Source organism: Acinetobacter sp. YH12058, assembly GCF_013419805.1.
Lineage (GTDB): Bacteria > Pseudomonadota > Gammaproteobacteria > Pseudomonadales > Moraxellaceae > Acinetobacter > Acinetobacter towneri.
Map to the genome: position 1 here is coordinate 112671 of NZ_VOZL01000002.1, position 24091 is coordinate 136761.

The following is a 24091-nucleotide window of genomic DNA, read 5'->3' on the forward strand; positions in this document are numbered from 1 at the left end:
GCTTCTAATTACGTGCTTCCATAAGTTGAGTTTGGTGGACTGAATTTTTAATCTCTCACGTGTTGCACTTATGCGCTAAGATTAGGCATAGCAACAGGGTGCGTATTGCGAGCAGGAGAGCCATTTTGAATCAAATAATGGATGCCGATGTAATTATTATTGGTGGCGGACAAGCAGCATTGGCCACGGCTTACTTTTTAAAACGGCAAAAAATCAATTTTCTGATCTTGGATAATCAAACGCAGTCGGGCGGTGCGTGGCAACATGCGTGGGATTCTTTACAGCTGTTCTCTCCAAATACATGGAGTTCTTTGTCCGGCTGGTTAATGCCAAAAACCGAACAGGAATATCCGAAACGATTAGAAGTGATTGACTATTTAACAGCGTATGAAACACGCTATCAATTTCCTGTGCTGCGTCCTGTGCAGGTCGAAAAAGTCCTGAAGGAAGGCAATGATTTAATTGTGTGTTCGGCACAGCAAAGCTGGCGAGCCAAAGCCGCTGTGAGTGCTACTGGAACGTGGAGTCAGCCTTTTATTCCTGCTTATACAGGACGCGAACGCTTTTTAGGCACACAAATTCATTCGGCTCATTACCGCAATGCCAATGCTTTTCAGGGCAAAAGAGTCATGATTGTCGGCGGGGGTAACTCAGGCGCACAAATTTTGGCAGAAGTGTCTAAAGTGGCCGAAACTTTTTGGGTTACACAGCAACCGCCAAGTTTTTTAGCCGACGATGTAGATGGACGGGTTTTATTTTTACGTGCCACGGAGCGCTTAAAAGCCCAGCAGGAAGGTCGCAGTATTGAACAACCGATCGGTGGTTTGGGCGATATTGTGATGATTCCAAGTGTCAAAGAAGCACGGCAACGTGATGTATTACATGGTCTGCCGCCATTTGACTATTTAACCGAACATAGTGCAGTTTGGGCAGATGGGCGCGAACAGGAAATTGATGCCATTATTTGGTGCACAGGTTTTAAGGCAGCATTGTCGCATTTACAAAGTTTGAATGTGGTTAATGCACAAGGCACAGTCGATGTGTTAGAAAATCGAGCGTTACAACAGCAAAATTTATGGTTGGTTGGTTATGGCGATTGGACAGGCGCAGCCTCGGCAACTTTAATTGGTGTTTCCCGAACCGCACGGAATGTGGCAGAGCAAATTGCTGCGTATTTGCAGACAACAGCGTAAAGTCATTAACGTGACAAAAACTGTGTTTAAAAAATGAATCATGCAATTTCAGCCATAAAAAAGCCCTCTGTAGAAGAGGGCAAGAGGGTAACTCAAAAAATTAAAGATGCTCAATCATAATAAGGTGACAGTCAGGACTTACTGTTTTGGTAAATCAAACCAAATGAACTGGCTGTCTTCTTTTGCTTCAATCACAGCATTATCAGCAAATAACAAAGCATCGCCCGCTTTAACTGTTTGCTCGCCAATGGTGATTTCACCACGAATTACATGCACATAGTTTACCGCTTGTGTTGCTGTAACTTCTAAACGATGTCCAGTTTCTAAAACAGCTGCTTTTACTTCTGCCTGTTGACGAATGTGCATTGGGGAATTGTCATTCGGGCCGACAATTAAATGCCACTGGTTGGGTGCTGTATTTGGGTCACGTTGAATTTGCTGATACGTCGGCTCTGCATCGCGTACATTCGGCTGAATCCAAATTTGCAGCATGTGTACTTCTTCATCACCATTGTTAATTTCGCTGTGCTGAACGCCTGTACCTGCGCTCATTAACTGCCATTCACCTGCAGTAATATGGCGTTCATTGCCCATGCTGTCGCGGTGGGAAATCGTACCACTTAATACACAAGTCAAAATTTCCATGTTGTCGTGTGGGTGAGTACCAAAACCATTATGTGCGGCAATACGGTCATCGTTAATGACACGTAAGGCACTAACACCCATATATTTCGGGTTATACCAATTACCAAAAGAGAAACTATGTTTGGTGTCTAACCACCCCATTTTCACATGACCACGATCTTCACTACGGTGTAAATAAGCATTCATGATAATGCTCCTATCATTTTTTTAACTTGAACTAATCTTAATCTTTTCACCGCAGCCGACCTAGAGGCGAACTGCAACATGCCGTTCTAAAATTGCAACATGTGTAGATTTTTTGCAGAACCTAGACATTTTAGAGTTTTATCGCGGCATTAAAAAACCCACGTAAAAACGTGGGTCTTTTGCGGTTTAAAGCGATCACTGATTATTCAAGGAATTTTACAGTCACGCCAGAACGTACTTTACGACCTAAATCGTTTGCATCCCAGTTGGTTAAACGGATACAACCATGCGACGCCGTTTTTGAAATGGTCGATGGGTTTGGTGTGCCGTGAATACCGAATGATTTTTTACTTAAACCAATCCAGATATTCCCCACAGGGCCGTTAGGGCCTGGTGGTAAAGACAGCGGTTTTAAGTTTTTGCCCTGAATAAAGTTACTTGGTGAATAGCTGTACCATGGGTTTGGTGCAACACCTGTCACTTTATAAGTACCTGTTGGCGATGGAGTATCTGCACTGCCAATGGTTGCTGGGAATGAGCCGACCATTTGGTTTTGTTTGTTGAACAAATACAGTTGTTTTGCACCTTTGTGCGCCACAATCAGGTGAATGTCTTCAGGTAAGTCATTGCGAACGTTGGTCACCAATAACTTTTCACCCACTTTATTAAATGTTGCATTCGGATTTAATTTCTTTAAGAAATTTTCATCCATGTGGAATTTTTCACCTAACATTTCACTTACGCGGGTGTAGTACAAGCCTTTCATTTTGGCTTGTTCTGCATAGTCATGCGGAATAGATTTCGCATAAGGACCTTTTAAGTCCGCTTCAGTAACCGTGTATTCTACAAATGCAGGACGTGAACCTTGACGTGCAACCAACGCATCCCAAGTTTCTTTGGTTAAAATACCCGTTGGGCTAATGCCATTCATTTGCTGGAATGATGCAATTGCTTTTAGGGTGTTCTTACCACTAGTGCCATCAATTGCACCTGGAGAAGCATGTGAATTGTTCAGCATCACGTGTGCACGTGCATACACAGGGAACTGACCTTTACCAATATTTTCATACCAAGTGGCATTATTTAAACCATCTAAAGTCCATGAAGCTTTTGGTGCTGCTGTGTTGGATGTAGCAGTTTGGCTTGCAGAGCTTTTTGTTGGTGCAGTGCCTACATCGGCAGTGGTATCTTCAGTTTTGTGTAGATCATCTAAGGTTTTTGAAGCCTTATTTAAATCATTTTGTTCTTGTTGCGTAATAGCAGTGTCTGTTGCATTTAGATTATTTTGTGCAGCCGATGCTTCTGTCGCTAAAGGATCAATCGGATCTTCAATAGCGGTATTGCTAATCACTTGTGGATTTAACGGTTGTTCAGCAGTAGATGCAGCAAAAGTAGTCCCTGCAAAAATGCAACTTAAACTCATTGCGAGTATTGTGCGAACCAACATGTAATTCAACCTTGAGAATTATTCATTTACATAGATAAAAACTAGCCAAGTATTGCAGAAAAACTAAGGAGATGCAGTAGTTGTTTTGTGTAAATATGCAAGATAACCCCAATTTTACAGTGACTTTTGTTTGTGTGATGTATTTCACATAAACGTAAGCTGAATTTGAACACTTAGAATAGGCTGAAAAGACGAGCAAGAAATGAAGTTATTAAAACTTCAACCTTTTTGATATGATGGCTGCAAGATTGAAAATGAGTTGGGAAAGTAAATGACGACCTTAAAAAATGATCGTTTTCTTCGTGCCTTATTACGTGAGCCAGTAGATTGCACGCCCGTATGGATGATGCGTCAGGCAGGACGTTATTTACCAGAATATCGTGCTACACGTGCGCAGGCAGGAGATTTTCTTTCTCTATGCAAAAATACTGAATTTGCCTGTGAAGTGACTTTACAGCCTTTGCGTCGTTATGAATTAGATGCTGCGATTTTATTTTCAGATATTTTAACTGTACCCGATGCATTAGGCTTAGGTCTGTATTTTGAAGTAGGCGAAGGGCCAAAGTTTCATAAAACGGTGCGTACCGAGCAAGACGTTGCCAATTTACCTAAATTTAATGCCAAGTCAGACTTAGACTATGTCATGAATGCAGTATCGACCATTCGTTCTGCTTTGGGCGGACAAGTGCCTTTAATTGGTTTTTCAGGTAGTCCATGGACTTTGGCAACGTATATGGTTGAAGGTGGTTCAAGCAAAGATTTCCGTTTCACCAAAAACATGATGTACGCACAGCCTGAAGTTTTACATGCACTATTAGACCGTTTGGCCGATGCAGTGACCGAATACTTAAATGCACAAATTGATGCAGGCGCACAGGCAGTACAAATTTTTGATAGTTGGGGCGGTGCATTGGCCCATCGTGAATATCTTGAATTTTCACTCCACTATATGCAGAAAATTGTGTCAGGTCTGCAACGTGAAAAAGATGGACGTAAAATCCCTGTTATTTTATTTACCAAAGGTGGCGGTCAATGGCTGGAGCCAATGATTGCAACAGGTGCAGATGCTTTTGGTCTGGACTGGACAACACCGTTAAATGTCGCACGTCAAACGGTGAGTGGTCGTGCCGCATTGCAGGGTAACTTAGACCCAGCCACTTTGTACGGTTCACCTGAAGCAATTGCCAAAGCAACACGTGCGATGCTGGATGATGCCTATGCCAATGGTGAAAAAACAGGTTATGTAGCCAACTTAGGGCATGGTATTACCCAGTGGGTAGACCCTGAACGTCCTAAAGTATTTATCGACACGGTACATGAATACAGTGCCAAATATCTATAATCGCACAATGATATAGATGGATCATTTGTAGATGTATAGGTGTAATCTCAGCTTCGGTCAGGTTGTCAGATCATGTGGATAACATGGTTAAAGTCAGGACTTGAGTTTTCGACTAAGGCAGCTTCGGCTGCCTTATTTGGAATTTTATTGCTGATTGCATTTGCACTCACTGCATCAATGGGCAGTCAGGAATATTTCGGATTTTTCCGTTACGACTATTTATTATTCTATGCCTTAATTATTCAAGTTTGTCTTTTATATTTAAAACTGGAATCTTGGGCAGAAGCCAAAGTCATCGCTTTGTTTCATATTTTAGCGATGATCATGGAAATTTTTTTAACTCATCCACAAATTGCATCGTGGCAATATCCTCAACCTGCTGTCTTTAAAATTATGACCGTACCGCTTTTTGCAGGCTTTATGTATTCTGCAGTTGGCAGTTTCTTTGCGCGTTCTTTGCGTTTGTATCGGGTATCTTTACGGAATTTGCCGACTTTTAGCAATATGATGGCCTTGGCAGTGTTGTCGTACATCAACTTCATGAGCAAGTTTTTTATCCCCGATATTCGTTATGGCTTGTTTGCGTGGAGCGTTGTGATTTTCTGGAAAACCAAAATTCGTTTTCAATTACAACGGTCTCAATTACAACTGCCAATGTTGCCTGTATTGATGCTTTTGGCTTTTATTATTTGGGTCGCAGAAAACATTAGCACCTTTTATCAAATATGGTTGTATCCAAGTCAGGTCGATGCGTGGCACATGGTCGGCTGGGGCAAACTCGGTTCTTGGTATTTATTGCTGTTACTGAGTCTGGTTCTGGTCATGAAAATTTTGGGTTATCGCGATGCAGAAGGGCAGTGGACACTGAAAACTGAGGATCAACAGCAGCTGTAAATCTAAATGCTATCTTCAACACTAAAATCTATTTTCAAATTTAAGACCAATCTTTAAGCTAAAAACCAATCGACGCTACAAAAATGCACAAAAATAATGCCTGATTTTGTGATAAATGTTTTGCCTTCTGAGTGACATCTCGCTATCTTAAAATAGTGTAATAAAAATTACACATAGCAATAAAGAATAACGATTCGAAGCATAATTTTTCGAATAATAAATCTCTGGAGTAAGGCGATGATTAAAAAATTAGCATTGGCTGCTGTCTTGGCAGTGGGTTCTACAGCAGCATTTGCAGACCGTGATGCAGGTTGTGGTATCGGTTCTCAAGTTTGGGCAGGTCAGTCTGGCAAAGTTGCAAAAATTTTAGCAGCAACTACAAACGGTATTTTTGCAAACCAATTGTTTGGTATCACATTTGGTACTTTAGGTTGTAGCGGTACAGGTACAGTAACTGCACAAGTTGTGACATTTACCAATGAAAATGCTGAAACATTGGCACGCGATATGGCAGTTGGTGAAGGCGAAAGCTTGAACGTATTGGCTGAATTATTAAGCATTAAAGCAGAAGATAAAGCACATTTCTTTGCGGTTTCTAAGCAAAACTTTGCATCTATTTATTCTGCAGAAAACCAGACTTCTTTAGAAGTATTGGCATCTTTACAGAGCGTGATGGCGAATGATGACGTTTTAAAAGCATACGTTTAAGTTTGAATAAAGCCCTGCATTATTCGCAGGGCTTTTTTATAGCACAAGAATACGTTTAAGCCTGAATATGTATATAAAATTTATAAAATGTCCATGAAATCCATTATTTTAAGTAGTTTAGTTTTTTTATCTCCTACGGTTTTTGCGTTATCTCCTGAAATATCTCCAATACAGATTCAGCCACTTACAGCCACTTCTACAGTACAAAATACAAATAAATTAGCAATATCTTCCGCACATTATGTGCAAAAAGCCAAAGACCTACACTTGGCAGAACAGGTGACTTGGCAGCGTTTAATGTATGCGCAGCAAGGCAAAAGTGAAGTGCAATATGCAGGCTATTTTGTGTCGGAACAAGGCGGAAGCAATTTAAACCAAGAGTTACTTCGCAATGTGCAGGCATTATTTGAAACAGCGCCTGCCAATCAATCGGTGCAGTGTAAATTTCCTGCACGTAGCCGCTGGTTAATTGAACAATTACAAATTCCTCAACAAGATTTGGCACAGGTGCAATGTCCTGAATTGGACGAATGGATTGGACAAATTAAACCTTATAAAGCAGTGCTGATTTATGCCACAGACTTTATGGGCAATCCAAGTTCTATGTTTGGGCATACTTTATTGCGCTTAGACCCAAAAGATCAAAAACAACTGAATTTAATTTCTTATGCTGTCAATTATGCAGCAACGGTAACGGGCAGCGAAGGTTGGTCTTATGCATGGAAAGGACTTACAGGGCAATATCCGGGTGAATATTCACTGATGCCGTATTACCGCAAAGTAAAAGAATATGGCGATTTAGAAAGCCGAGATTTGTGGGAATATGAACTGGCACTGAATGAGCAGGAAACCACATTTTTAGTGCAGCACATTTGGGAAATGAAGCATGTGCAATTTCCGTATTATTTTATCAGTGATAATTGTGCCTATCGCTTATTGGGTTTAATGGATTTGGTGCGCCCTGAGCTGAATTTACAGCAGCAGTTTAGAGTCGCATCTATTCCAATTGAAACACTAAAAGCTGTAGAGCAGGAAAATTTAGTGGCAGATGTTGTCTATCGTCCTGCTTTGGAAACTCAGTTATTGGCGCAAGCTAGACAACATGGCACAGCGTTGGCAAAAACTGCCCATCAAGTGGCCGAAGCAGAACCTGAAAATGTGGCGGCAGTTTTGCAAAATCACAGCCAAATCGATCAAGCTAAAATTCTGGAAATGGCTTATGACGATTTGTATCTGAAACTGATTGGACGCAAAATTGAAGCCAAAATTGCACAACCGCGACTGAGACAAATTTTAAGTTTAAGAAGTCAGATCAATTTAGAAAAACAACGTCAGGATGTCGCACGCCCTCAGGTCGATCCTGTGCAGGGGCATCATGCACGAAGCTTTGCTGTGCGTACTGGCGAGGTGCAAGGCGAGCATTTTGTAGAGTTGAGTCATCGACAGGCTTACCATGACTTACTTGATCCGCAAGGTGGTTTTCGTACAGGGACGCAACTCAACTTTTTAGAAGCTTCTGTGCAATATCGTGAAGACCGCTTAAAACTGAATCAGTTAGATTTACTCTCGGTGAACTCTTATAACCCAATGACCGCATTTAAAACACCACTTAGTTGGGGCTTTAATTTGGGTTGGCAGCAAGAAGCCCTGAATTCGCACGGGGCTTTTAGCGAAACGGAACAGCATGGTGTTTTAAGTTTAAAAACACAGTTTGGTTATAGCGTGGCTAATCAAGCGCGTGAACATTTGTGTTATGTGCAAATTCAAAATCATGTGCAAGCGGGTAAGGCTTTAGACAAAGGCTGGCGTGTTGGAATTGGCCCAACACTGGGTTGTCAAAATATCTGGTCAGCACGCATGAATAGTTTGGTTCAGCTTGAATTACCGTATTGGGAAGATCGTCACCAATGGCAATTTAAGCTGAACAGCCAGTTGCAATATGTACTCAACCCGCAGCATGTGTTGCGATTGGGTTGGGAATATCAACAACAGGACAAACAGGACTGGAACAAGACCAGTTTAGGCTATGTGCATTTTTTTTAAAGAGCTGTTGAATTTATACTGAATTGTAAAAAACCAGCTAAACAAGTTGAGTTGCTGGTGAAACCCGTTAAAATTTAGCAGTTTCTTTTGGCTGGGTTGTTGTGGATGTATCAAGAGTGTACGCATGAGCTTGCAGAGCAATGGAAGTCAATTTGCGAGCAATTTAAGCCAGAAGATTTGCAAGCGACATTCCAGTTTATTCAAGCACATGCAGAAGATTTTGTGATCGAGTTCTATCAGCAAATGTTGCTTGAAGAACATGCGACAGAATTTTTGTCTGCAGAGATGGTGAAGAATCGCTTAAAAAACTCTTTATATCAGTGGCTAATTTCCAGTTTTGAAGTTCCGTTTCAACACAATTATAACGAGATTGTAGAAAAGCAATTTAAAGTGGGCGATGTGCATGCACGTGTACAAATTCCATCTTGGCTGATTATTCGTGGTGTGCGCGTTATTATAAAAAAGGCTTTTGAGTTTTTTGCAACAGAAGCCAATAGCAACTTAAATCAGTTTAATTATTTAAGCCAAATTTTATGCTTTGCCACAGAAATTATGTGCCGATCTTATGAAATGAAGGTCGAAGTACATAATGATATGAAACATACCTATCGCTTATTTTCTGCCATGCAAGATGTTGCCGTGCACAAAGATCGACAACGCGGAACTTTGCTGGATTGGGAAAATGAACTGATGTTTCAGGTGGTGTCCGATCACACCAAAATGACGCAACCGATTTTATCTAAAACAGAATTTGGTTTATGGTTTATTCATAAAGCGGCTTATGCATTTTCAAGTTCGGAACAAGTACAAACTATTACTGAATTTATTTATCAGGTGGATGAATTAATTCAGAAAATTGGTCAATGTGAAAGTCAGGCACAGGCAATTGAAATGATTCAATCCATTCGTGCCAAGAATCGTGAAATTTTGCATTTAGTCGATCAAATTTTTCAGGTGTCTGAATATATCAATTCAGGCAATGATGCCTTAACTCAACTGCTCAACCGCCGTTATTTAAATACCATCGTGTCCCGTGAAATTAATTTTTCACGAAAAAATAATTCGCCTTTAACATTGTTGGCGATAGATGCCGATCATTTTAAATCAATCAATGACCGTTATGGACATGCAGCAGGAGATGATGCATTACAGTTTTTAGCTGATGTGATTTTGCAATATGCAAAAGGCAGTGACTATGCCTTCCGAATTGGCGGCGAAGAATTTTTACTGTTACAGATTGATACCACCATTGATCGTGCCTTGGTAGTCGCTGAAAATATTCGTAAACGTGTCGAAAAAGCCACATTAAAAACATCAACAGGTGAAGAATTTAACTTTACCATTAGTATAGGTGTGCATGAATATGATGGGCATCCAGACTATCAACGTTTTTTTGAAGAAGTGGATAAAGCCTTGTATATGGCAAAAAATAATGGACGCAACAATGTGTCTGTAGGTTGAATCTGAAGATGTATCAAGCTAATTTTTTAATCTAAAACCCAAAAATCCCGAACATAAATTTCGGGATTTTTTATTTGATTGAGGAACTTAGCCACAATTTAAAAACTCTCAGGCACCGCACTTAAAAATTCACGACGGGCTTCTTTATCTGTTTTAAAGTCACCTACAAAAGATACGGTACGTGTGGTCGATTCCTGTTTGCCTACACCGCGCATCATCATGCACATATGGGCTGAATCAATCACCACAGCAACACCGCGTGCTTTGGTCACTTCAGCCACAGCTTCCGCAATTTGCTGAGTCAGATTTTCCTGAATTTGCAAACGACGTGCAAACATTTCGGTAATACGGGCAAATTTAGACAAGCCTAAAACATTACCTTCAGGTAAATAGGCGATATGCACGCGACCATAAAATGGCAATAAATGATGTTCACACAGTGAGTAGAACTCAATATTTTTCACCAAGACCATTTCACGGTTGTCGGATGGAAATACGGCATTATTGGTCACTTCGGCTAAGGTTTGGCTATAGCCCGAAGTTAAATACGAAAAAGCTTTAGCAGCACGCATCGGCGTATCTTTTAGACCTGGACGATTAAGATCTTCACCAACGGCGGTTAGGATGTTTGCGTAGGATTGCTGCATAGACATAAGACGTGTTCACTTACACTGATATTGAACAAGGTCGGCATTGTAACAGAAAACTATTGCAATGCCTTGTTTAAAAGATGAAACCGATTACTGTTTAAACTTTGGGTTCTTTTCGCTGCGTTTAAGCAACACTAAAACTGCACCAGTGCCACCTTGTTTTTCAGGCGCACTCACAAAAGCCAAAACATCACGATGCTGACGCAGCCAGCCATTTACATAAGTTTTTAAAATGGCTTCAGGGCCTTTGCCATGCACAATTTTAATCACGTTCTGGTTTTCATCTTTAGCCATTTGAATGATTTGCAAAACGGCTACCCGCGCTTCTTCTACCGTACAACCGTGCAAATCAACAGCTTCAAACCAGCGTAAGTTGCCTGCTTTTAAATCTTCAAAGACTTTATGTTGCAAAGTTGCAATGCGATAGCTCAGCGAAGCTTGGCTGCCCACAGGGTTAAGCATGGCTTGCGTATCGGACAGCAAGGTATCATCGGTTTCCATAGGGCCTATGGCTGCTGCGCGTTTGGCCAGCGTTTGGGCATCTGGTTTTTTCTTGGCAGTGTGTTCGATTTTTGCAATATTGCCTGCGTCCATTTTTTGAACGCCTTGCATTTGCTGACGAAACAATGCGAGATCATCTTCCTGTTGTTGCTCAGGCGTCTGAACTTTGGGTTCAGACGGCTTGGCAATGCTTGAAGTATGAGGCTGAGTGATTTGCTTTTTAAAAGATTTTAGTAAATTGTACTGTTCTTTAGAAAGCGAAGAATCATGTTTACTCATGGTATTTCAAATTGGATTATAGATTTTCAGGCTGACCAAACAGTGCCGTAAAGGCATGGTCAGGACGTGCTTGTTTCATAAAACTTTCACCGACCAAGAAACTGTGAATCTCATGGTCTTGCATCATGCGGACATCTTCTGGTGTGGCGATACCACTTTCAGTGACCAATAAACGCGCAGGCGGCAACAAGTTTTTTAAACGCAATGAGGTGTTTAAATCGACTTCAAAGGTTTTTAAATTTCGGTTATTGACCCCTAAAATACAACGCTCTGAAAGATTCAAAGCACGTTCCAATTCATTTTCATCATGCACTTCAACCAACACATCTAAGTGATGTTCAAAAGCCGTTTCCGACATTTCTTCCAACTGTTGGTCAGATAGGCAAGACACAATCAATAACACACAGTCTGCGTGTAAGGCACGTGCTTCTACCACACCATACGGATCAATCAAGAAATCTTTACGCAGAGCAGGCAAGTTACAGTGTGAACGGGCAATCTGAATATTTTCATCTGCACCCTGAAAGAAATCGACATCAGTCAGCACAGATAAACAGGCTGCGCCTGCGGCTTCATATTGCTGTGCAATTTCGGCAGGGTCAAAGTTTTCACGAATAATGCCTTTAGATGGTGATGCTTTTTTAATTTCCGCAATCACCGCTGGGCGTTTGTTATGCAAGGCTTGTGCAAAGCCACGTGCAGGTGTTGCTGCACGTGCCAATTGTTCTAGGTCTGCATAACTGCGTTGTTTTAAACGCTCGGCAAACTCTTCTTTTTTACGTTCTACAATTTTACCTAAAATGGTATTGCTAATATCCACCATGATGCACCTTCCTGATTTGCTTTATGCTTCGTACTGTTTGAGCGTTTTGGTAAATTCAGACAACACGCCCATTTTTTCCAAAGCTTGTCCACCATAAATAATGTCATGTGCCAAAGCGACACCTTGTTTGTAGCTTGTAGTTAGACCCGAAACATAGATACCCGCACCCGCATTGAGTGCAATCATATTGGCCGCTTTTTCGCCTTTATCTGATTTGTTTTTGCCTAAAGCATCTTTAATCAAACTCAAGCTTTCAGCAGAGTTTTCTACAATCAGTCCTGTTAAAGTTTGAGATTCAATTCCCACGCTTTCAGGGGTAAGTTCCCATTCGGTAATTTCACCATCTTTGAGTTCTGCAACATAAGTGCTCGAAGCAAGGCTAATTTCATCTAAACCATCTTTAGAATGCACCACCATGACATGCTCAGCACCGAGCTGTTTCATCACTTCTGCAATCGGGCGGCATAATTCATTGCTAAACACCCCAATGACAAAACGCTTTACACCCGCAGGGTTAGTCAATGGCCCAAGCAAGTTGAAAATACTGCGAATACCCAACTCTTTACGCGGGGTAACCGCATATTTCATGGCTTTGTGATGATTCGGTGCAAACAAGAAACCTACGCCCATTTCACGAATACAGCGTTCAGTTTGTTGCATGTTTAAATCAAGATTAATGCCTGCTTGCTCAAGTAAGTCAGATGAGCCTGATTTGGTTGAAACCCCACGGTTACCGTGTTTGGCAATGGTTGCACCTGCAGCTGCAATGACAAAGGAAGAGGCGGTAGATACGTTAAATAGGTTTTGACCATCGCCACCTGTACCAACAATATCTACGAGGTAAGGAATATCGCTGACATCAATTTTGATGGCAAATTCACGCATTACACGTGCAGCAGCAGTAATTTCATCAATGCTTTCGCCTTTTAAGCGTAAGCCCATCATCAATGCACCAATTTGAGCGTCTGTTGCTTCGCCCGACATAATCGCGCGCATCACATCTTCCATTTGAGGCTGAGTCAGGTGAATTTGTTTTGTAATATGGTTGAGTGCTTGTTGAATATTCATGTGATTTGACTCGCTCATTATGCGTAAATTTCCAAAAAGTTTTTAAAGATTTGATGACCGTGTTGGCTCAGGATCGATTCGGGGTGAAATTGCACGCCTTCAACAGGCAAAGTTTTGTGCTTCACGCCCATAATTTCTTCCATCGAACCATCTGCTTCTTTGGTCCAGCATGTCACTTCCAGACAATCTGGCAAGGTTGCTTGATCAATCACCAAAGAGTGGTAACGGGTTGCAGAAAATGGTGAAGGCAGATTGCTAAAAATACCTGTGTTGCTGTGGTACATATCCGATAAACGACCATGCATCACGGTTTTAGCGCGCACAATGTTTCCACCAAAGGCTTGTCCGATACTTTGGTGTCCTAAACACACACCCAGTAACGGAATTTTGCCTGCAAAATGCTGAATTGCAGGAATAGAAATCCCTGCTTCAGATGGAGAACAAGGGCCTGGGCCAATCACCAAATACTTGGGTTGCCATCGCTCAATATCTTCTAATGTCACGGCATCATTACGAACGACTTTTACTTCCTGATTTAACTCGCCAAAATACTGGACGATGTTGTAGGTAAAAGAGTCATAGTTGTCGATCATTAAAAGCATGAGCTAACCTATTGAAAATTGAACACTTTAAGTGCTAAAGAGTCTGAGATAATTTGCTTTATTCCTGCGCCTATAACGAGAAAGGACTTTATTTTTCTTGTCGAAAAGAAGGTGGAATAAGGAAGCGCTTATCATCATAGCAAAAAATAAGCATTTTCTGCGGACTATTTATATGATAATCCCTGTTAAAGCTTATCAGCGCATTCACCAATTTATAGATTTTCAAAGCTTGCTGCGCAATGTTCAGGTTTGATCTGAAAGAAATGAACACATGATCAAACAGGGTCATTCACCAGTCATATTTTAGCTTCACACTTATAGATAACGTAAAAAATGCGCTAAAAAGTAGCATCATGGCGCATGTTATTAGCGGTTCACGTCAGGTAGTTTGAGTGCAGCGTTTCGATAGAAAATACAAATCTGCAGTATAGATATTTTCAATCAGTTTGATCGAAAATAATACAGGTTTAGGATTTTTAAACGATCTTATTATTTTTGCTCAATAAAAAATAAAGTGTTGTTTAAGATTGGTCGGATAATTTGCATTGCTTAATACAACCATGGCACAGCAAAATGCTTGCATAGATACTGTTTGAGCTATTTTTTGATCTACAATTCAACAGAAATAAAACATAAATGCACTAAAATGGTGCTATGTTTTGCAGTTTTAAATCAAATCAAATGAACAGTGTTTGAATATGGTGCAAATCGTATTTCTGACAGTATAATAGAGACAAAGTAATTTTTTTAAATGATGTATTCTCATACGGAATTCATGGTTTTAGCTTTGCTTTTAAAAGTTGGTACGCTAATTGCTTAATAACTGCCAACTACTAACACGCACTTTCGGGTGCAACAAAAAACATCGGAGCAAAATGAGCATGGCGAACAAGGTCCTTCAACTCATCCAAGAAAGTGGTGCAAAATGGGTCGATTTCCGCTTTACAGATACTAAGGGTAAAGAGCAGCACGTAACTTATCCTGCAGACAGTATCGATGAAGATACCTTTGAAGACGGTAAAATGTTTGATGGTTCTTCAATTGAAGGCTGGAAAGGAATCGAAGCATCAGACATGATCTTACGCCCAGATGCCAACACAGGTTTTATTGACCCGTTCTTTGCAGAACCAACAGTGGTTGTAACATGTGATGTTATCGAACCATCGACAGGTCAAGGCTATGACCGCGATCCACGCTCTATTGCTCGCCGTGCTGAAGAATATTTAAAATCGACAGGTATTGGTGATACTGCTTTCTTTGGCCCAGAACCAGAATTCTTTGTATTTGACGAAGTAAAATGGGACATCGATATGTCTGGCGCGCGCCACACATTAATCGCTGAAGAAGCTGCATGGTCTACAGGTAAAGACTACGAAGCTGGTAACTCAGGTCACCGTCCACGTGTGAAAGGCGGTTATTTCCCAGTACCACCAGTAGATTCTTCTCAAGATATGCGTGCAGATATGTGTGCAAAAATTGAAGAAATCATGGGGCCTGGTCGTGTAGAAGTACATCACCATGAAGTTGCATCTTGCCAGTTAGAAATTGGTGTGAGCTTCAATACTATGGTGCGTAAGGCTGACGAAGTGCAACAGTTCAAATATGCAGTTTGGAACGTTGCGCATCAATATGCAAAAACTGCAACCTTTATGCCTAAACCAATGGTAGGCGATAATGGTTCAGGTATGCACGTACACATGTCTATCTCTAAAGATGGCAAAAACTTATTCGCAGGCGATGAATACGCAGGTTTGTCAGAAATGGCGTTGTACTTCATTGGCGGTATTATCAAACATGCCCGCTCTTTGAACGCGTTGACTAACCCATCGACCAACTCATATAAGCGTTTAGTACCGCACTTTGAAGCACCAATTATGTTGGCTTACTCAGCGCGTAACCGTTCTGCATCTATTCGTATTCCTTACGTGTCTAGCCCGAAAGGCAAACGTATTGAAGCGCGTTTCCCTGATCCAATGATGAACCCGTACTTAGGTTTTGCGGCATTGTTGATGGCGGGTCTTGACGGTATTCAAAACAAGATTCACCCAGGTGAAGCTGCAGATAAAAACTTGTATGACCTTCCGCCTGAAGAAGAAGCAAAAATCCCAACTGTGGCACACAACCTAGAAATGGCGCTTGATGCTTTGAAAGAAGATCACGACTATTTATTAAAAGGTGGTGTATTCACCAAAGACATGCTTGATGCTTATATCGAATTGAAAACTGAAGATGTACGTCGTTTGAACACGACGACTCACCCAGTTGAATTTGATATGTACTACAGCTTGTAATACATCAAAAATCTTAAATTTGAAAAACCCGCTTCGGCGGGTTTTTTGTTTTAGATGGTGCAATCATGGTTTTGAATTGGCATGGATTTTATCAAAATATAAGAATTCGCTTAATTTTTTTGGATAATTGCAGGGAATTGCGCCATCGGTCACAAAACTTTGCCTAAATTTGGGCTACACTAGGCTATCTTGTTAAGGTGGCGGAACATGCGAACACAGCCTATTTTTCCCAAGCAGGCAAATCTGCCTTCTGAATTAAAAACATGGCTATATGCAGCAGGTTCTTTGACCCAACAACTGACTCAGCTCGCAGGCGGACAATTTAAAGTTGAACCACTGCAGCAATCTTTTCAGCGTTTAAATTTACAAGATGCCCAGTGGATGCAAATGCCACATTGGCACACTTCATGGGTGCGTGAAAGCTATTTATATGGGTGTGATGAACAGCCATGGGTCAAAGCCAAAAGTATTTTTCCGATTCTAAGTTTGCAAAGCAAAGCCCGTTTATTTCAGCATATTGGCAATAAACCCATTGGCTGGTTTTTATTTCAGCGTACCAATCCGTTGTGTCAAAGGCGTGTGGTTTTGCTCGATGAAGGCTGGACACGACAGAGTTGCTATACTTGGCATGGCTGTAAATTTATTGTGCAAGAAACTTTTTTACCGCGTTTTGAGCAATTTATTCAACAACATTAAGATACGAGATTGGTATGGCATTGGCACAGCAGATCACGTGGCGTGAGCGTTTAGAAGCATATTATTATTTGTGTCGTTTCGATAAACCGATTGGCACAGAACTGGTGTTTTGGCCAACCATGTGGGCCTTGTGGATTGCTAATCAGGGCATGCCGTCTATCGGGATATTAATCCCTATGATTCTGGGCACAATTTTTATGCGCGCTGCAGGCTGTGCCATTAATGACTTTGCTGACCGTAAGGTGGATGGTCATGTAGAGCGTACCAAAACACGTCCTTTAGCCACGGGTGTGATTAGTGCCAAAGAAGCCATTTATGTATTCTTAGGTTTGGTTGCACTAAGCGCAGCCATGTTGTTATTTTTACCAATTGAAACTTTCTATTGGTCATTTGGGGCATTATTTTTAGCGTTTATTTATCCATTTATGAAACGCTACACTCATTTACCGCAAGTGTTCTTGGGAGCGGCATTTTCATGGTCTATCCCTATGGCTTATACCGCTGTAGGTGCAACGCCTGATCTTACTTGTTGGTTATTGTATTTTGGCAATTTGGCGTGGACTGTGGCTTATGACACTCAATATGCAATTACAGACCGTGAATATGATTTGAAAATTGGGGTGAAATCTACCGCAATTTTATTTGGTCGCTATGACATTCAAATTATTTCATTGTTGCAAGCGGGCAGTGTACTTTTGATTGGTACGGCATTGTGGTTAGAAAATTTACTGATTCCGTTTGGTTTAGCGGCATTACTGGTTGTGGTTGCAGACTTTATATACCAATGGAGTAAAACCAAAGATAAAGACCCGCAACGCTGTTTTTGGGCATTTCGTCATAACCGTTGGGTAGGGCTGATTATTTTTGTGGGAATTGTATTGGCTTTAATGTAAATATTTCTGTGCGATAAAAAACTGAGCAAAGCATCTGATGGTAGTTTGGTCAGGTGCTTTTTTATTCGATCGCTGATCAATTTTTGCTGTTAAAAATTAAACTGAGCATTAGAACGTGCGTACTTATGCACAAAGCACAATCAGCATTATTCTGATATATTGAGCCTCATTTTGAAGTTTGAATTAGGAATAGATGATGTCACAGTCTGAACAGCAAGCACCTGCAAAAAAGCCAAGCCTAAAAAAGATGATTTTCTTGGCAAGCTTAGGTTTGTTGATTCCTATTTTCTTGGTTAGCATGGCATTTTTAGCAGTTAATAGTGATGCTAAAAATCAGGAAAAATATAAACAACAGCAGGCAGAAATTATTGCGCGTATTGAAGCGCGTGAAGCTGCAGAACAACAAGCGAAGCAGGCCAGTCAGATACAAGCCGCTTCAGAAGCTACACCTTAATATCGAGTTGATGATTTCAGCTCAAATCTGATTGCAATTGTCTGATACTCGGAATTTCGGTGTATCGGACAACGCGATAACCTGCCTCGTGAAACATTGCATCCCGTTCTGCATCTTCCTGTTCTTTGCCAATATGTGAGGGGTCATCTAACTCTATAATTGCAATGACCTGCATTTCTGCATTTAAGATCACAAAATCAGTCACTTTACGATTAAACAGCGCACGAATTTTATAGTGGTTGTTGGTGATTAATGCGCTAAACGCCACTTGTGCCAAGATGTGATGCTCAGGAAAAGCTTGTTTTAAACGCATAAACATTCTGCGTTCAAAAGCAGTCATCATCGGTTTAGGATAAAAGTTTTTCTTGGGGAAAAATAATTGCTTAAAAATTAAGATAAACAGGGCAAGGCTAGCCAAGCTGCCAATAAGCAAGAAAGTCGATTGACTGGATTCAAACATAGATGATGCGGTGTCGTTAGACCCTAAACAGCAGGAATAAAAAACCCACGTCATAATGCGTGGGTTTTTTAAGAATTTTGGCTCTCCCACCTGGGCTCGAACCAGGGACCTGCGGATTAACAGTCCGTCGCTCTACCGACTGAGCTATGGGAGAATCTGACACGCATTCTATGTGGGTATCTGTTTTTGGTCAAGCTGGAATTGAAAAAAAACCGTAATTATAGATTAACTGCTTTAAAAATAATCATCTAGCTTTGTTTCAACGCAGTTTTTAGAGTGCTTGAATGGCTTTTATATAATCTTCGCGTGTCTGTGGTGGGTTGGTTTTACGACATAAGTTAATTAATTGCAGCATCTCTTGCTGAGTCATTTCTGTTTTCACTTGGCTTTGAATTTGTTTTAAGGTGGCTTGTTGTTGTGCGTTCAGATCACGACTGCATTGATACAGACGTTCATACATGAGTGTCGCAGCAGTTTTATTGCTTTCAGATTTTTGCGTACATTGAAAAATTGCAAAAATCACCACAATCAGAATTGTCCAAAAAATCAGGGATTTTAACCAAGGCGCTTGCATGGGCTTTCAAGTTTTATTGTTGTTGATGAACCTAAGTTAGCGAAAAAATAGAGTCATCACAAGAGGGGATAGCCCGATCTTCACTGTATGGTTTTAATTTTGATTTAAGGGGAGAGTGAGGCCTGTTCCATTCGTTTAGAACATCATATCCACTATAAAAACAATAAAAATTGCAAAAAAAAATCCCACGTCATACTGCGTGGGATTTTTAGAATCTTGGCTCTCCCACCTGGGCTCGAACCAGGGACCTGCGGATTAACAGTCCGTCGCTCTACCGACTGAGCTATGGGAGAATAGATTGGCTCTCCAACCTGGGCTCGAACCAGGGACCTGCGGATTAACAGTCCGTCGCTCTACCGACTGAGCTATTGGAGAATCTGTGGGGCATTTTAGGGATGAAAGTTTAAGTCGTCAACACGTTCATCATCAGAAATGTATTGTTTGCTTTATAAATATTCATTTCATCTGCAAAAATAAAAAAACTGCCCATAAAGAGCAGTTTTTCTACAGAAAAATAGAAATTATTTTTCTACACCAGCATCTTGACCTGCGTATTTCGCATTTGCGTAATCCCAGTTTACAAGGCTTTCTAAGAAAGTTTTGATGTAAACAGGACGTGCATTACGGAAGTCGATGTAGTAAGCGTGTTCCCAAACGTCAATCGTCAATACTGCAACTTTGCCGTGCGCCATTGGTGTGTCAGCATTTGAAGTTTTCATAATAGAAAGTTTGCCATTCACTTCGTCAGCTACTAACCAAGCCCAACCTGAACCGAATTGAGTTGTTGCAGCAGCAGCAAATTCTTCAGCAAATTTTTCGTAAGAACCGAAAGCTTCATCAATTTTAGCAGCCAAAGCACCAGTAGCTTTACCACCACCGTTTTTCGCCATACAGTTCCAGTAGAACGTGTGGTTCCAAACTTGCGCTGCGTTGTTGAATACGCCAGCTTTAGCAGCATCACCTGCAGTTGCTTTGATGATTTCGTCTAAAGTTTTACCTTCAAGCTCTGTACCCGCGATCAAGTTATTCAAGTTCACAACATAAGTGTTGTGGTGTTTGTCGTGGTGGAATTCTAAAGTTTCTTTGCTGATGTGTGGAGCAAGATCTTCGTAACCGTACGGTAAAGCTGGTAAAGTAATGGTTGTCATGTTTTCAATTCCTTGCATTTTGCTGGGTTTTAACATTAAGTGGCTCTATTGTAATAGATTTCGAGATAAATTGCGCATTAGGTATAAATAACCATACAGAATAAGACTCGAATGTATACATCTAAAGACTATGTTAAACACAGATGTCATTTAAGTGAAATCGTTGGGTGAAACGGTGTATTAAATTGGGTTATTTAATTCAAAATAACTATACTCAATATTAAACTGTTCTGAAATAGCTTTTGCGAGTCGTTGCACGCCATAGCGCTCAGTCGCATGATGCCCGCATGCATAATAATGCACGCCTAGTTCTTTGGCTTCATAATAGGTGCGTTCACTGACTTCGCCCGAAATAAAGGCATCACAACCTTGTTCTGCGGCTTTGCCAATAAAATCTTGTGCTGCACCCGTGCAGAACCCAACTTTTTGAATCTGACTTTTTTCGGCAGGAAGATGAATGGTATTAAAGCCTAAACGTGCTGTGAGATAGTCACGAAATTCAGTTGCACTCATGGCTTGCTTTAAAAAACCAATATTGCCAATAGGATGACGTTCACTCGGGTCTAGGGCTTGCAAATTTTCTAATGCCAAACATTCAGCAATGGCAGCATTATTGCCTAGACTTGGGTGTGAATCGAGCGGTAAGTGATAACCCACCAAAGAAATATCATGCTGGATTAAACTTTTGATGCGTTTACCGCGCATGCCTGTAATTGGGTAAGGTTCGCCTTTCCAAAAATAGCCATGATGTACCAACAGTAAGTCTGCATTTTGGGCAATAGCAGCATCAATAGCCTCTTGAGAGGCAGTCACTGCACATAAAATTTTTTGAACTTCAGACTTACCTTCAATTTGTAAACCGTTGGGCGCGTAATCTTTAAATTCATGTGTATTTAAAGTTTGATCACACCATTGAATAATTTCTTTTAGCTGCGCCATAACTTTCTCAAATTGCTCATATTTAGCCAATATCAAAACATATTTTGTATTGTAACTAAAGCAAGACAAAACTATTGGGCTTTTTTATGTTTCTATTTGTGTTTCGTTTTACAATAGCTCATTCAATGACTTAATCATCAAAAAAAATTTACTTAGAGGTACAAAACGTGCGCCGGACCTTTACCTGGTTACCTTGGGTGTTACTCATTCTGGTTATTATTGGCTTTGTGACTTGGCAACAACTGCAAAAACCGAAAGCGCCTGTGGCTGCCGATGGGGTCAAAATGCCTGCCGAGAAAGTTGAACCATTAATTGATACAACACGGACAGGTGGGGTGGTGTCGTATAGCGCTGCGGTTAAAGTGGCAGCGCCTGCGGTGGTAAATATTTTTACCACACAAAAAGTGAAACAAATGGATCATCCATTGTTAAATGACCCTGCATTTCGTGAATTTTTTGGCAATCAGTTACCCGATCAATTTAAGCAAGGCCCAAATGAAAACAGTTTGGGGTCTGGGGTCATTGTTCGTCCAGATGGTTATATTTTAACGAATAATCATGTGATCGCGCAGGCTGAACAAATTGTCGTGGCTTTGCACGATGGACGCCGTGCGGTTGCAAAAGTTGTTGGAACTGACCCAGACACAGACTTAGCGGTCATTAAAATTGATCTAGAAAAACTGCCTGTATTGCCATTTAAACTGAGTGGCAATGAAGTGGGCGATGTCGTACTTGCGATTGGTAACCCATTTGGTGTGGGACAAACCGTGACTCAAGGGATTATTTCTGCGACAGGACGTTCTGACTTGGGTATTAATACCTATGAAGATTTCATTCAAACCGATGCAGCAATTAATCCAGGTAACTCAGGTGGTGCATTGATTGATGTGGCAGGGAATTTGATTGGGGTAAATACGGCAATTTTCTCGCAATCAGGTGGTTCATTGGGCATCGGCTTTGCAATTCCTGCACAAGTCTGTCAGCAGGTTTTAAACTCGATTTTAAAAGATGGACGTGTGGTTCGTGGTTGGTTAGGTATTAGTTTGTTGCCTGTGCAACAAGACAACATTTTAGAACCTGCACAAGGCGGTGTAGTGGTTGCTGATGTACTGCGCGGTGGCCCTGCAGCAGAAGCAGGTTTAAAACGTGGTGACAAAATTTTAAAAGTGAATGATGAAGCGATTACTTCAACCTCGCATTTAATTAATTATGTTGCTGCACAAGCACCGCATACGACGGTGACTGTTTCAGTTGAACGTGGTGAAGAAGCCTTAGATTTGGAAGTCGCAGTCGGTGAGCGCAAAGTTCAAAATACCGATAAGCAATTTATTCCATTGCCTGAATAATAGATTTAACAGTAACAATTTAGCCTTGCCCGTTTGCAGGGCTTTTTTGTTGGCTAAGTAAATGGAGATCGACTGGAAATAACCAAAGTGATACGGATAACGTGATTTGATTTATCTCTGGGTAGATACAAAGAGAAGGTGGGCTAAATAAACTGTATTGATGAATGATGATACTTTTTGATAGATCTAATCAATCGAGGGTTTGGTTTTGTGTGGCAAGTGTGGATGTATTCGGTGTTGATGTCTTAGAAGATTTAAACGTGCTGTTTAAACATGATGGGTCTCAACTTAGATAAAGAAAGGCATAAAAAACAGCAACCGAAGTCGCTGTTTTTCTAGATCCATTGAAATTATTGCTCTTGCTGAATACCTGCCACTAACCAGTCTTGATTAGAGCCTGCAGGTTTTACAAAGTGCCAAATTTCTGTAAATGGTTGCGGTAAGCTGTTCAGGTCTTCGCTGACTGTACCTGTAAAGCGTACACTTATGACATATTGACCATTTTCAGTTGCAGAATCGACCACCATGGCATTCAAGTTAGAAAACTCTGCTACATCTTGGTCTTGGTTTGCCATAATGTCCTGATACATCGACTGATATAAATCAGGAGTTAAATAACGCTGAATTTCTGCGATATTACTGGCTGTGTTCATAGACTGAATATGGTTAAAACGCTGACGCGCTACACGTAAAAAGGTTGCAGGCTCTGAACCATCAGGCAATTGATTGCCACTGTTGGTATAAGCTGCACCAAATGGCGCGTTATTATTGGCAGCTTGACCAAAAGGCGCTTGGGTAGAAGCGGCAGAACCCCCAACAGATTGACCAAAAATATTGGTATTGTCGTTACGTGGCGCTGCAGCAGGTGGTGTTTGCGCAAACGGTGCCTGATTGGCACCGCTATTTGGCGCATACGGATTAGGCGTTAGTTTTTTTTTTGCGCCCATCTTACGGAAAATGAAGAAGGCAACAGCAGCAGCGAGTAAAATCCAAATCCAGCTTGGAATACCGCCTTTTTCCTCTTGCGCTTCGGCAGCACTTGCAGCTTGATCATCGGCCAAGGCATTGGCAGCAACCGCACCAATTGCCGCACCTGCAACACCTGCAGCAACCATACCACCTACGCCTGGACCAGATTTTTGCTGTGCTGGTGCAGTTGTTGGTTGTTGTGCTGGCGTTGTTTGACGAGGTTGTTGGTAAGACTGAGTTGGAGCAGCCGAACGACTCATGCCATGGCTTTTACCGCCACCTGCACGTTTTGCTTCTGCTGCTAACGGAGCTACCAATAAAGTCGCTGTGAGCATTGCTGCGATCAAACCACGCTGTCGAACTTCCATCAAATTTTCCTATATTAAAATAAAGTTAAGCTGTGTATTTATGCAGGCATTTGCTGCGAATTTCAATATAAATATGATATTTTTTCTTGAAACTGAAAAAATATCATCCAA

Annotated in this window: 23 protein-coding genes and 3 tRNA genes; 11 read left to right on the forward strand and 15 right to left on the reverse strand. The window is 41.1% G+C overall.

Annotated features, from left to right (window positions below; genetic code table 11):
- The first annotated feature begins 137 nt into the window (after nt 1-137).
- Nucleotides 138-1193, forward strand: a complete 1056-nt coding sequence (locus FTU09_RS01940; RefSeq protein ID WP_373424807.1) for an ArsO family NAD(P)H-dependent flavin-containing monooxygenase — start codon at nt 138-140, stop codon at nt 1191-1193.
- A 138-nt stretch (nt 1194-1331) separates the two neighbouring features.
- On the opposite strand, the gene FTU09_RS01945 is transcribed toward FTU09_RS01940, so the two are convergent.
- Together FTU09_RS01945 and FTU09_RS01950 are read right to left on the reverse strand one after the other, a co-directional pair.
- Nucleotides 1332-2024, reverse strand: a complete 693-nt coding sequence (locus tag FTU09_RS01945) for a pirin family protein (RefSeq protein ID WP_180079459.1) — start codon at nt 2022-2024, stop codon at nt 1332-1334.
- A gap of 202 nt (nt 2025-2226) precedes the next feature.
- A complete protein-coding gene (locus FTU09_RS01950; protein ID WP_004971948.1) occupies nt 2227-3471 on the reverse strand; it encodes a L,D-transpeptidase family protein in 1245 nt (414 codons plus the stop codon).
- Between the two features lie 271 nt (nt 3472-3742).
- Between FTU09_RS01950 and hemE the strand changes: the two genes are divergently transcribed.
- From hemE to FTU09_RS01975, 5 genes are all read left to right on the forward strand, one after another.
- Nucleotides 3743-4813 (forward strand): uroporphyrinogen decarboxylase, encoded by a 1071-nt coding sequence (gene hemE / locus FTU09_RS01955; protein WP_004971944.1) that lies wholly within the window; start codon nt 3743-3745, stop codon nt 4811-4813.
- A gap of 72 nt (nt 4814-4885) precedes the next feature.
- Nucleotides 4886-5707 (forward strand): DUF817 family protein, encoded by an 822-nt coding sequence (locus tag FTU09_RS01960; RefSeq protein ID WP_179991124.1) that lies wholly within the window; start codon nt 4886-4888, stop codon nt 5705-5707.
- 237 nt (nt 5708-5944) lie between these two features.
- Nucleotides 5945-6415 carry a DUF3015 family protein gene (locus FTU09_RS01965; RefSeq protein WP_104853198.1) on the forward strand — a complete coding sequence of 157 codons (471 nt, stop codon included), beginning with the start codon at nt 5945-5947 and terminating at the stop codon, nt 6413-6415.
- A gap of 93 nt (nt 6416-6508) precedes the next feature.
- Complete coding sequence (locus tag FTU09_RS01970; RefSeq protein ID WP_179990135.1) at nt 6509-8458, forward strand: DUF4105 domain-containing protein; 1950 nt, start codon at nt 6509-6511, stop codon at nt 8456-8458.
- Nucleotides 8459-8563: 105 nt separating this feature from the next.
- Entirely contained in the window at nt 8564-9919 is a 1356-nt protein-coding gene (locus tag FTU09_RS01975) for a diguanylate cyclase (RefSeq protein WP_104853199.1), read from the forward strand.
- Between the two features lie 98 nt (nt 9920-10017).
- Here FTU09_RS01975 and folE read toward each other — a convergent pair whose 3' ends face one another.
- The 5 genes from folE to FTU09_RS02000 form a co-directional block, all read right to left on the reverse strand.
- The gene (folE, locus tag FTU09_RS01980) at nt 10018-10566 is read right to left on the reverse strand and encodes a GTP cyclohydrolase I FolE (RefSeq protein ID WP_171062567.1); all 549 of its coding nucleotides are present in this window, start codon (nt 10564-10566) and stop codon (nt 10018-10020) included.
- Nucleotides 10567-10659: 93 nt separating this feature from the next.
- On the reverse strand, nt 10660-11349 hold the full coding sequence (locus FTU09_RS01985) for a Smr/MutS family protein (RefSeq protein ID WP_104853200.1): 690 nt from the start codon (nt 11347-11349) through the stop codon (nt 10660-10662).
- 16 nt (nt 11350-11365) lie between these two features.
- Nucleotides 11366-12172, reverse strand: a complete 807-nt coding sequence (gene trpC, locus FTU09_RS01990) for an indole-3-glycerol phosphate synthase TrpC (protein ID WP_104853201.1) — start codon at nt 12170-12172, stop codon at nt 11366-11368.
- Between the two features lie 21 nt (nt 12173-12193).
- Entirely contained in the window at nt 12194-13240 is a 1047-nt protein-coding gene (gene trpD, locus FTU09_RS01995) for an anthranilate phosphoribosyltransferase (protein ID WP_004971918.1), read from the reverse strand.
- A 17-nt stretch (nt 13241-13257) separates the two neighbouring features.
- Nucleotides 13258-13842, reverse strand: coding sequence for an aminodeoxychorismate/anthranilate synthase component II (locus FTU09_RS02000; RefSeq protein WP_004971915.1), 585 nt, complete (start codon nt 13840-13842; stop codon nt 13258-13260).
- Nucleotides 13843-14717: 875 nt separating this feature from the next.
- Here FTU09_RS02000 and glnA point away from each other — a divergent pair.
- From glnA to FTU09_RS02020, 4 genes are all read left to right on the forward strand, one after another.
- Complete coding sequence (glnA, locus tag FTU09_RS02005) at nt 14718-16133, forward strand: type I glutamate--ammonia ligase (RefSeq protein ID WP_171287402.1); 1416 nt, start codon at nt 14718-14720, stop codon at nt 16131-16133.
- A 207-nt stretch (nt 16134-16340) separates the two neighbouring features.
- Nucleotides 16341-16829 (forward strand): chorismate lyase, encoded by a 489-nt coding sequence (locus tag FTU09_RS02010; RefSeq protein ID WP_004971911.1) that lies wholly within the window; start codon nt 16341-16343, stop codon nt 16827-16829.
- A 14-nt stretch (nt 16830-16843) separates the two neighbouring features.
- Complete coding sequence (gene ubiA / locus FTU09_RS02015; protein WP_178318581.1) at nt 16844-17722, forward strand: 4-hydroxybenzoate octaprenyltransferase; 879 nt, start codon at nt 16844-16846, stop codon at nt 17720-17722.
- A gap of 196 nt (nt 17723-17918) precedes the next feature.
- Nucleotides 17919-18176 carry a hypothetical protein gene (locus FTU09_RS02020; protein ID WP_004971904.1) on the forward strand — a complete coding sequence of 86 codons (258 nt, stop codon included), beginning with the start codon at nt 17919-17921 and terminating at the stop codon, nt 18174-18176.
- A 16-nt stretch (nt 18177-18192) separates the two neighbouring features.
- Here FTU09_RS02020 and FTU09_RS02025 read toward each other — a convergent pair whose 3' ends face one another.
- The 7 genes from FTU09_RS02025 to FTU09_RS02055 all read right to left on the reverse strand — a co-directional run bounded on the left by FTU09_RS02025 (nt 18193) and on the right by FTU09_RS02055 (nt 21297).
- Nucleotides 18193-18636 (reverse strand): DUF2726 domain-containing protein, encoded by a 444-nt coding sequence (locus FTU09_RS02025; protein WP_004971902.1) that lies wholly within the window; start codon nt 18634-18636, stop codon nt 18193-18195.
- Between the two features lie 78 nt (nt 18637-18714).
- Nucleotides 18715-18790: transfer RNA gene (locus FTU09_RS02030), tRNA-Asn, on the reverse strand.
- A gap of 117 nt (nt 18791-18907) precedes the next feature.
- The gene (locus FTU09_RS02035) at nt 18908-19210 is read right to left on the reverse strand and encodes a hypothetical protein (protein WP_004971899.1); all 303 of its coding nucleotides are present in this window, start codon (nt 19208-19210) and stop codon (nt 18908-18910) included.
- A 217-nt stretch (nt 19211-19427) separates the two neighbouring features.
- A tRNA-Asn gene (locus FTU09_RS02040) sits at nt 19428-19503 on the reverse strand.
- Between the two features lie 6 nt (nt 19504-19509).
- Nucleotides 19510-19585 (reverse strand) — tRNA-Asn (locus FTU09_RS02045).
- Nucleotides 19586-19731: 146 nt separating this feature from the next.
- Nucleotides 19732-20358, reverse strand: coding sequence for a superoxide dismutase (locus FTU09_RS02050; RefSeq protein ID WP_026438302.1), 627 nt, complete (start codon nt 20356-20358; stop codon nt 19732-19734).
- Nucleotides 20359-20538: 180 nt separating this feature from the next.
- Nucleotides 20539-21297, reverse strand: coding sequence for a Nif3-like dinuclear metal center hexameric protein (locus FTU09_RS02055; protein ID WP_180079460.1), 759 nt, complete (start codon nt 21295-21297; stop codon nt 20539-20541).
- 167 nt (nt 21298-21464) lie between these two features.
- Between FTU09_RS02055 and FTU09_RS02060 the strand changes: the two genes are divergently transcribed.
- Complete coding sequence (locus FTU09_RS02060) at nt 21465-22643, forward strand: trypsin-like peptidase domain-containing protein (RefSeq protein ID WP_004971893.1); 1179 nt, start codon at nt 21465-21467, stop codon at nt 22641-22643.
- A 350-nt stretch (nt 22644-22993) separates the two neighbouring features.
- Here the strand turns inward: FTU09_RS02060 and FTU09_RS02065 are convergent, their stop codons facing one another.
- Nucleotides 22994-23980, reverse strand: a complete 987-nt coding sequence (locus FTU09_RS02065) for a Tim44 domain-containing protein (protein WP_004971891.1) — start codon at nt 23978-23980, stop codon at nt 22994-22996.
- Nucleotides 23981-24091: the final 111 nt, after the last annotated feature.

Coding starts and splice junctions, on each gene's coding strand:
- FTU09_RS01940 (WP_373424807.1), top strand. CDS start 138: ATGGATGCCGATGTAATTATTATTGGTGGCGGACAAGCAGCATTGGCC.
- FTU09_RS01945 (WP_180079459.1), bottom strand. CDS start 2,024: ATGAATGCTTATTTACACCGTAGTGAAGATCGTGGTCATGTGAAAATG.
- FTU09_RS01950 (WP_004971948.1), bottom strand. CDS start 3,471: ATGTTGGTTCGCACAATACTCGCAATGAGTTTAAGTTGCATTTTTGCA.
- hemE (WP_004971944.1), top strand. CDS start 3,743: ATGACGACCTTAAAAAATGATCGTTTTCTTCGTGCCTTATTACGTGAG.
- FTU09_RS01960 (WP_179991124.1), top strand. CDS start 4,886: ATGTGGATAACATGGTTAAAGTCAGGACTTGAGTTTTCGACTAAGGCA.
- FTU09_RS01965 (WP_104853198.1), top strand. CDS start 5,945: ATGATTAAAAAATTAGCATTGGCTGCTGTCTTGGCAGTGGGTTCTACA.
- FTU09_RS01970 (WP_179990135.1), top strand. CDS start 6,509: ATGAAATCCATTATTTTAAGTAGTTTAGTTTTTTTATCTCCTACGGTT.
- FTU09_RS01975 (WP_104853199.1), top strand. CDS start 8,564: ATGTATCAAGAGTGTACGCATGAGCTTGCAGAGCAATGGAAGTCAATT.
- folE (WP_171062567.1), bottom strand. CDS start 10,566: ATGCAGCAATCCTACGCAAACATCCTAACCGCCGTTGGTGAAGATCTT.
- FTU09_RS01985 (WP_104853200.1), bottom strand. CDS start 11,349: ATGAGTAAACATGATTCTTCGCTTTCTAAAGAACAGTACAATTTACTA.
- trpC (WP_104853201.1), bottom strand. CDS start 12,172: ATGGTGGATATTAGCAATACCATTTTAGGTAAAATTGTAGAACGTAAA.
- trpD (WP_004971918.1), bottom strand. CDS start 13,240: ATGAATATTCAACAAGCACTCAACCATATTACAAAACAAATTCACCTG.
- FTU09_RS02000 (WP_004971915.1), bottom strand. CDS start 13,842: ATGCTTTTAATGATCGACAACTATGACTCTTTTACCTACAACATCGTC.
- glnA (WP_171287402.1), top strand. CDS start 14,718: ATGAGCATGGCGAACAAGGTCCTTCAACTCATCCAAGAAAGTGGTGCA.
- FTU09_RS02010 (WP_004971911.1), top strand. CDS start 16,341: ATGCGAACACAGCCTATTTTTCCCAAGCAGGCAAATCTGCCTTCTGAA.
- ubiA (WP_178318581.1), top strand. CDS start 16,844: ATGGCATTGGCACAGCAGATCACGTGGCGTGAGCGTTTAGAAGCATAT.
- FTU09_RS02020 (WP_004971904.1), top strand. CDS start 17,919: ATGTCACAGTCTGAACAGCAAGCACCTGCAAAAAAGCCAAGCCTAAAA.
- FTU09_RS02025 (WP_004971902.1), bottom strand. CDS start 18,636: ATGTTTGAATCCAGTCAATCGACTTTCTTGCTTATTGGCAGCTTGGCT.
- FTU09_RS02035 (WP_004971899.1), bottom strand. CDS start 19,210: ATGCAAGCGCCTTGGTTAAAATCCCTGATTTTTTGGACAATTCTGATT.
- FTU09_RS02050 (WP_026438302.1), bottom strand. CDS start 20,358: ATGACAACCATTACTTTACCAGCTTTACCGTACGGTTACGAAGATCTT.
- FTU09_RS02055 (WP_180079460.1), bottom strand. CDS start 21,297: ATGGCGCAGCTAAAAGAAATTATTCAATGGTGTGATCAAACTTTAAAT.
- FTU09_RS02065 (WP_004971891.1), bottom strand. CDS start 23,980: ATGGAAGTTCGACAGCGTGGTTTGATCGCAGCAATGCTCACAGCGACT.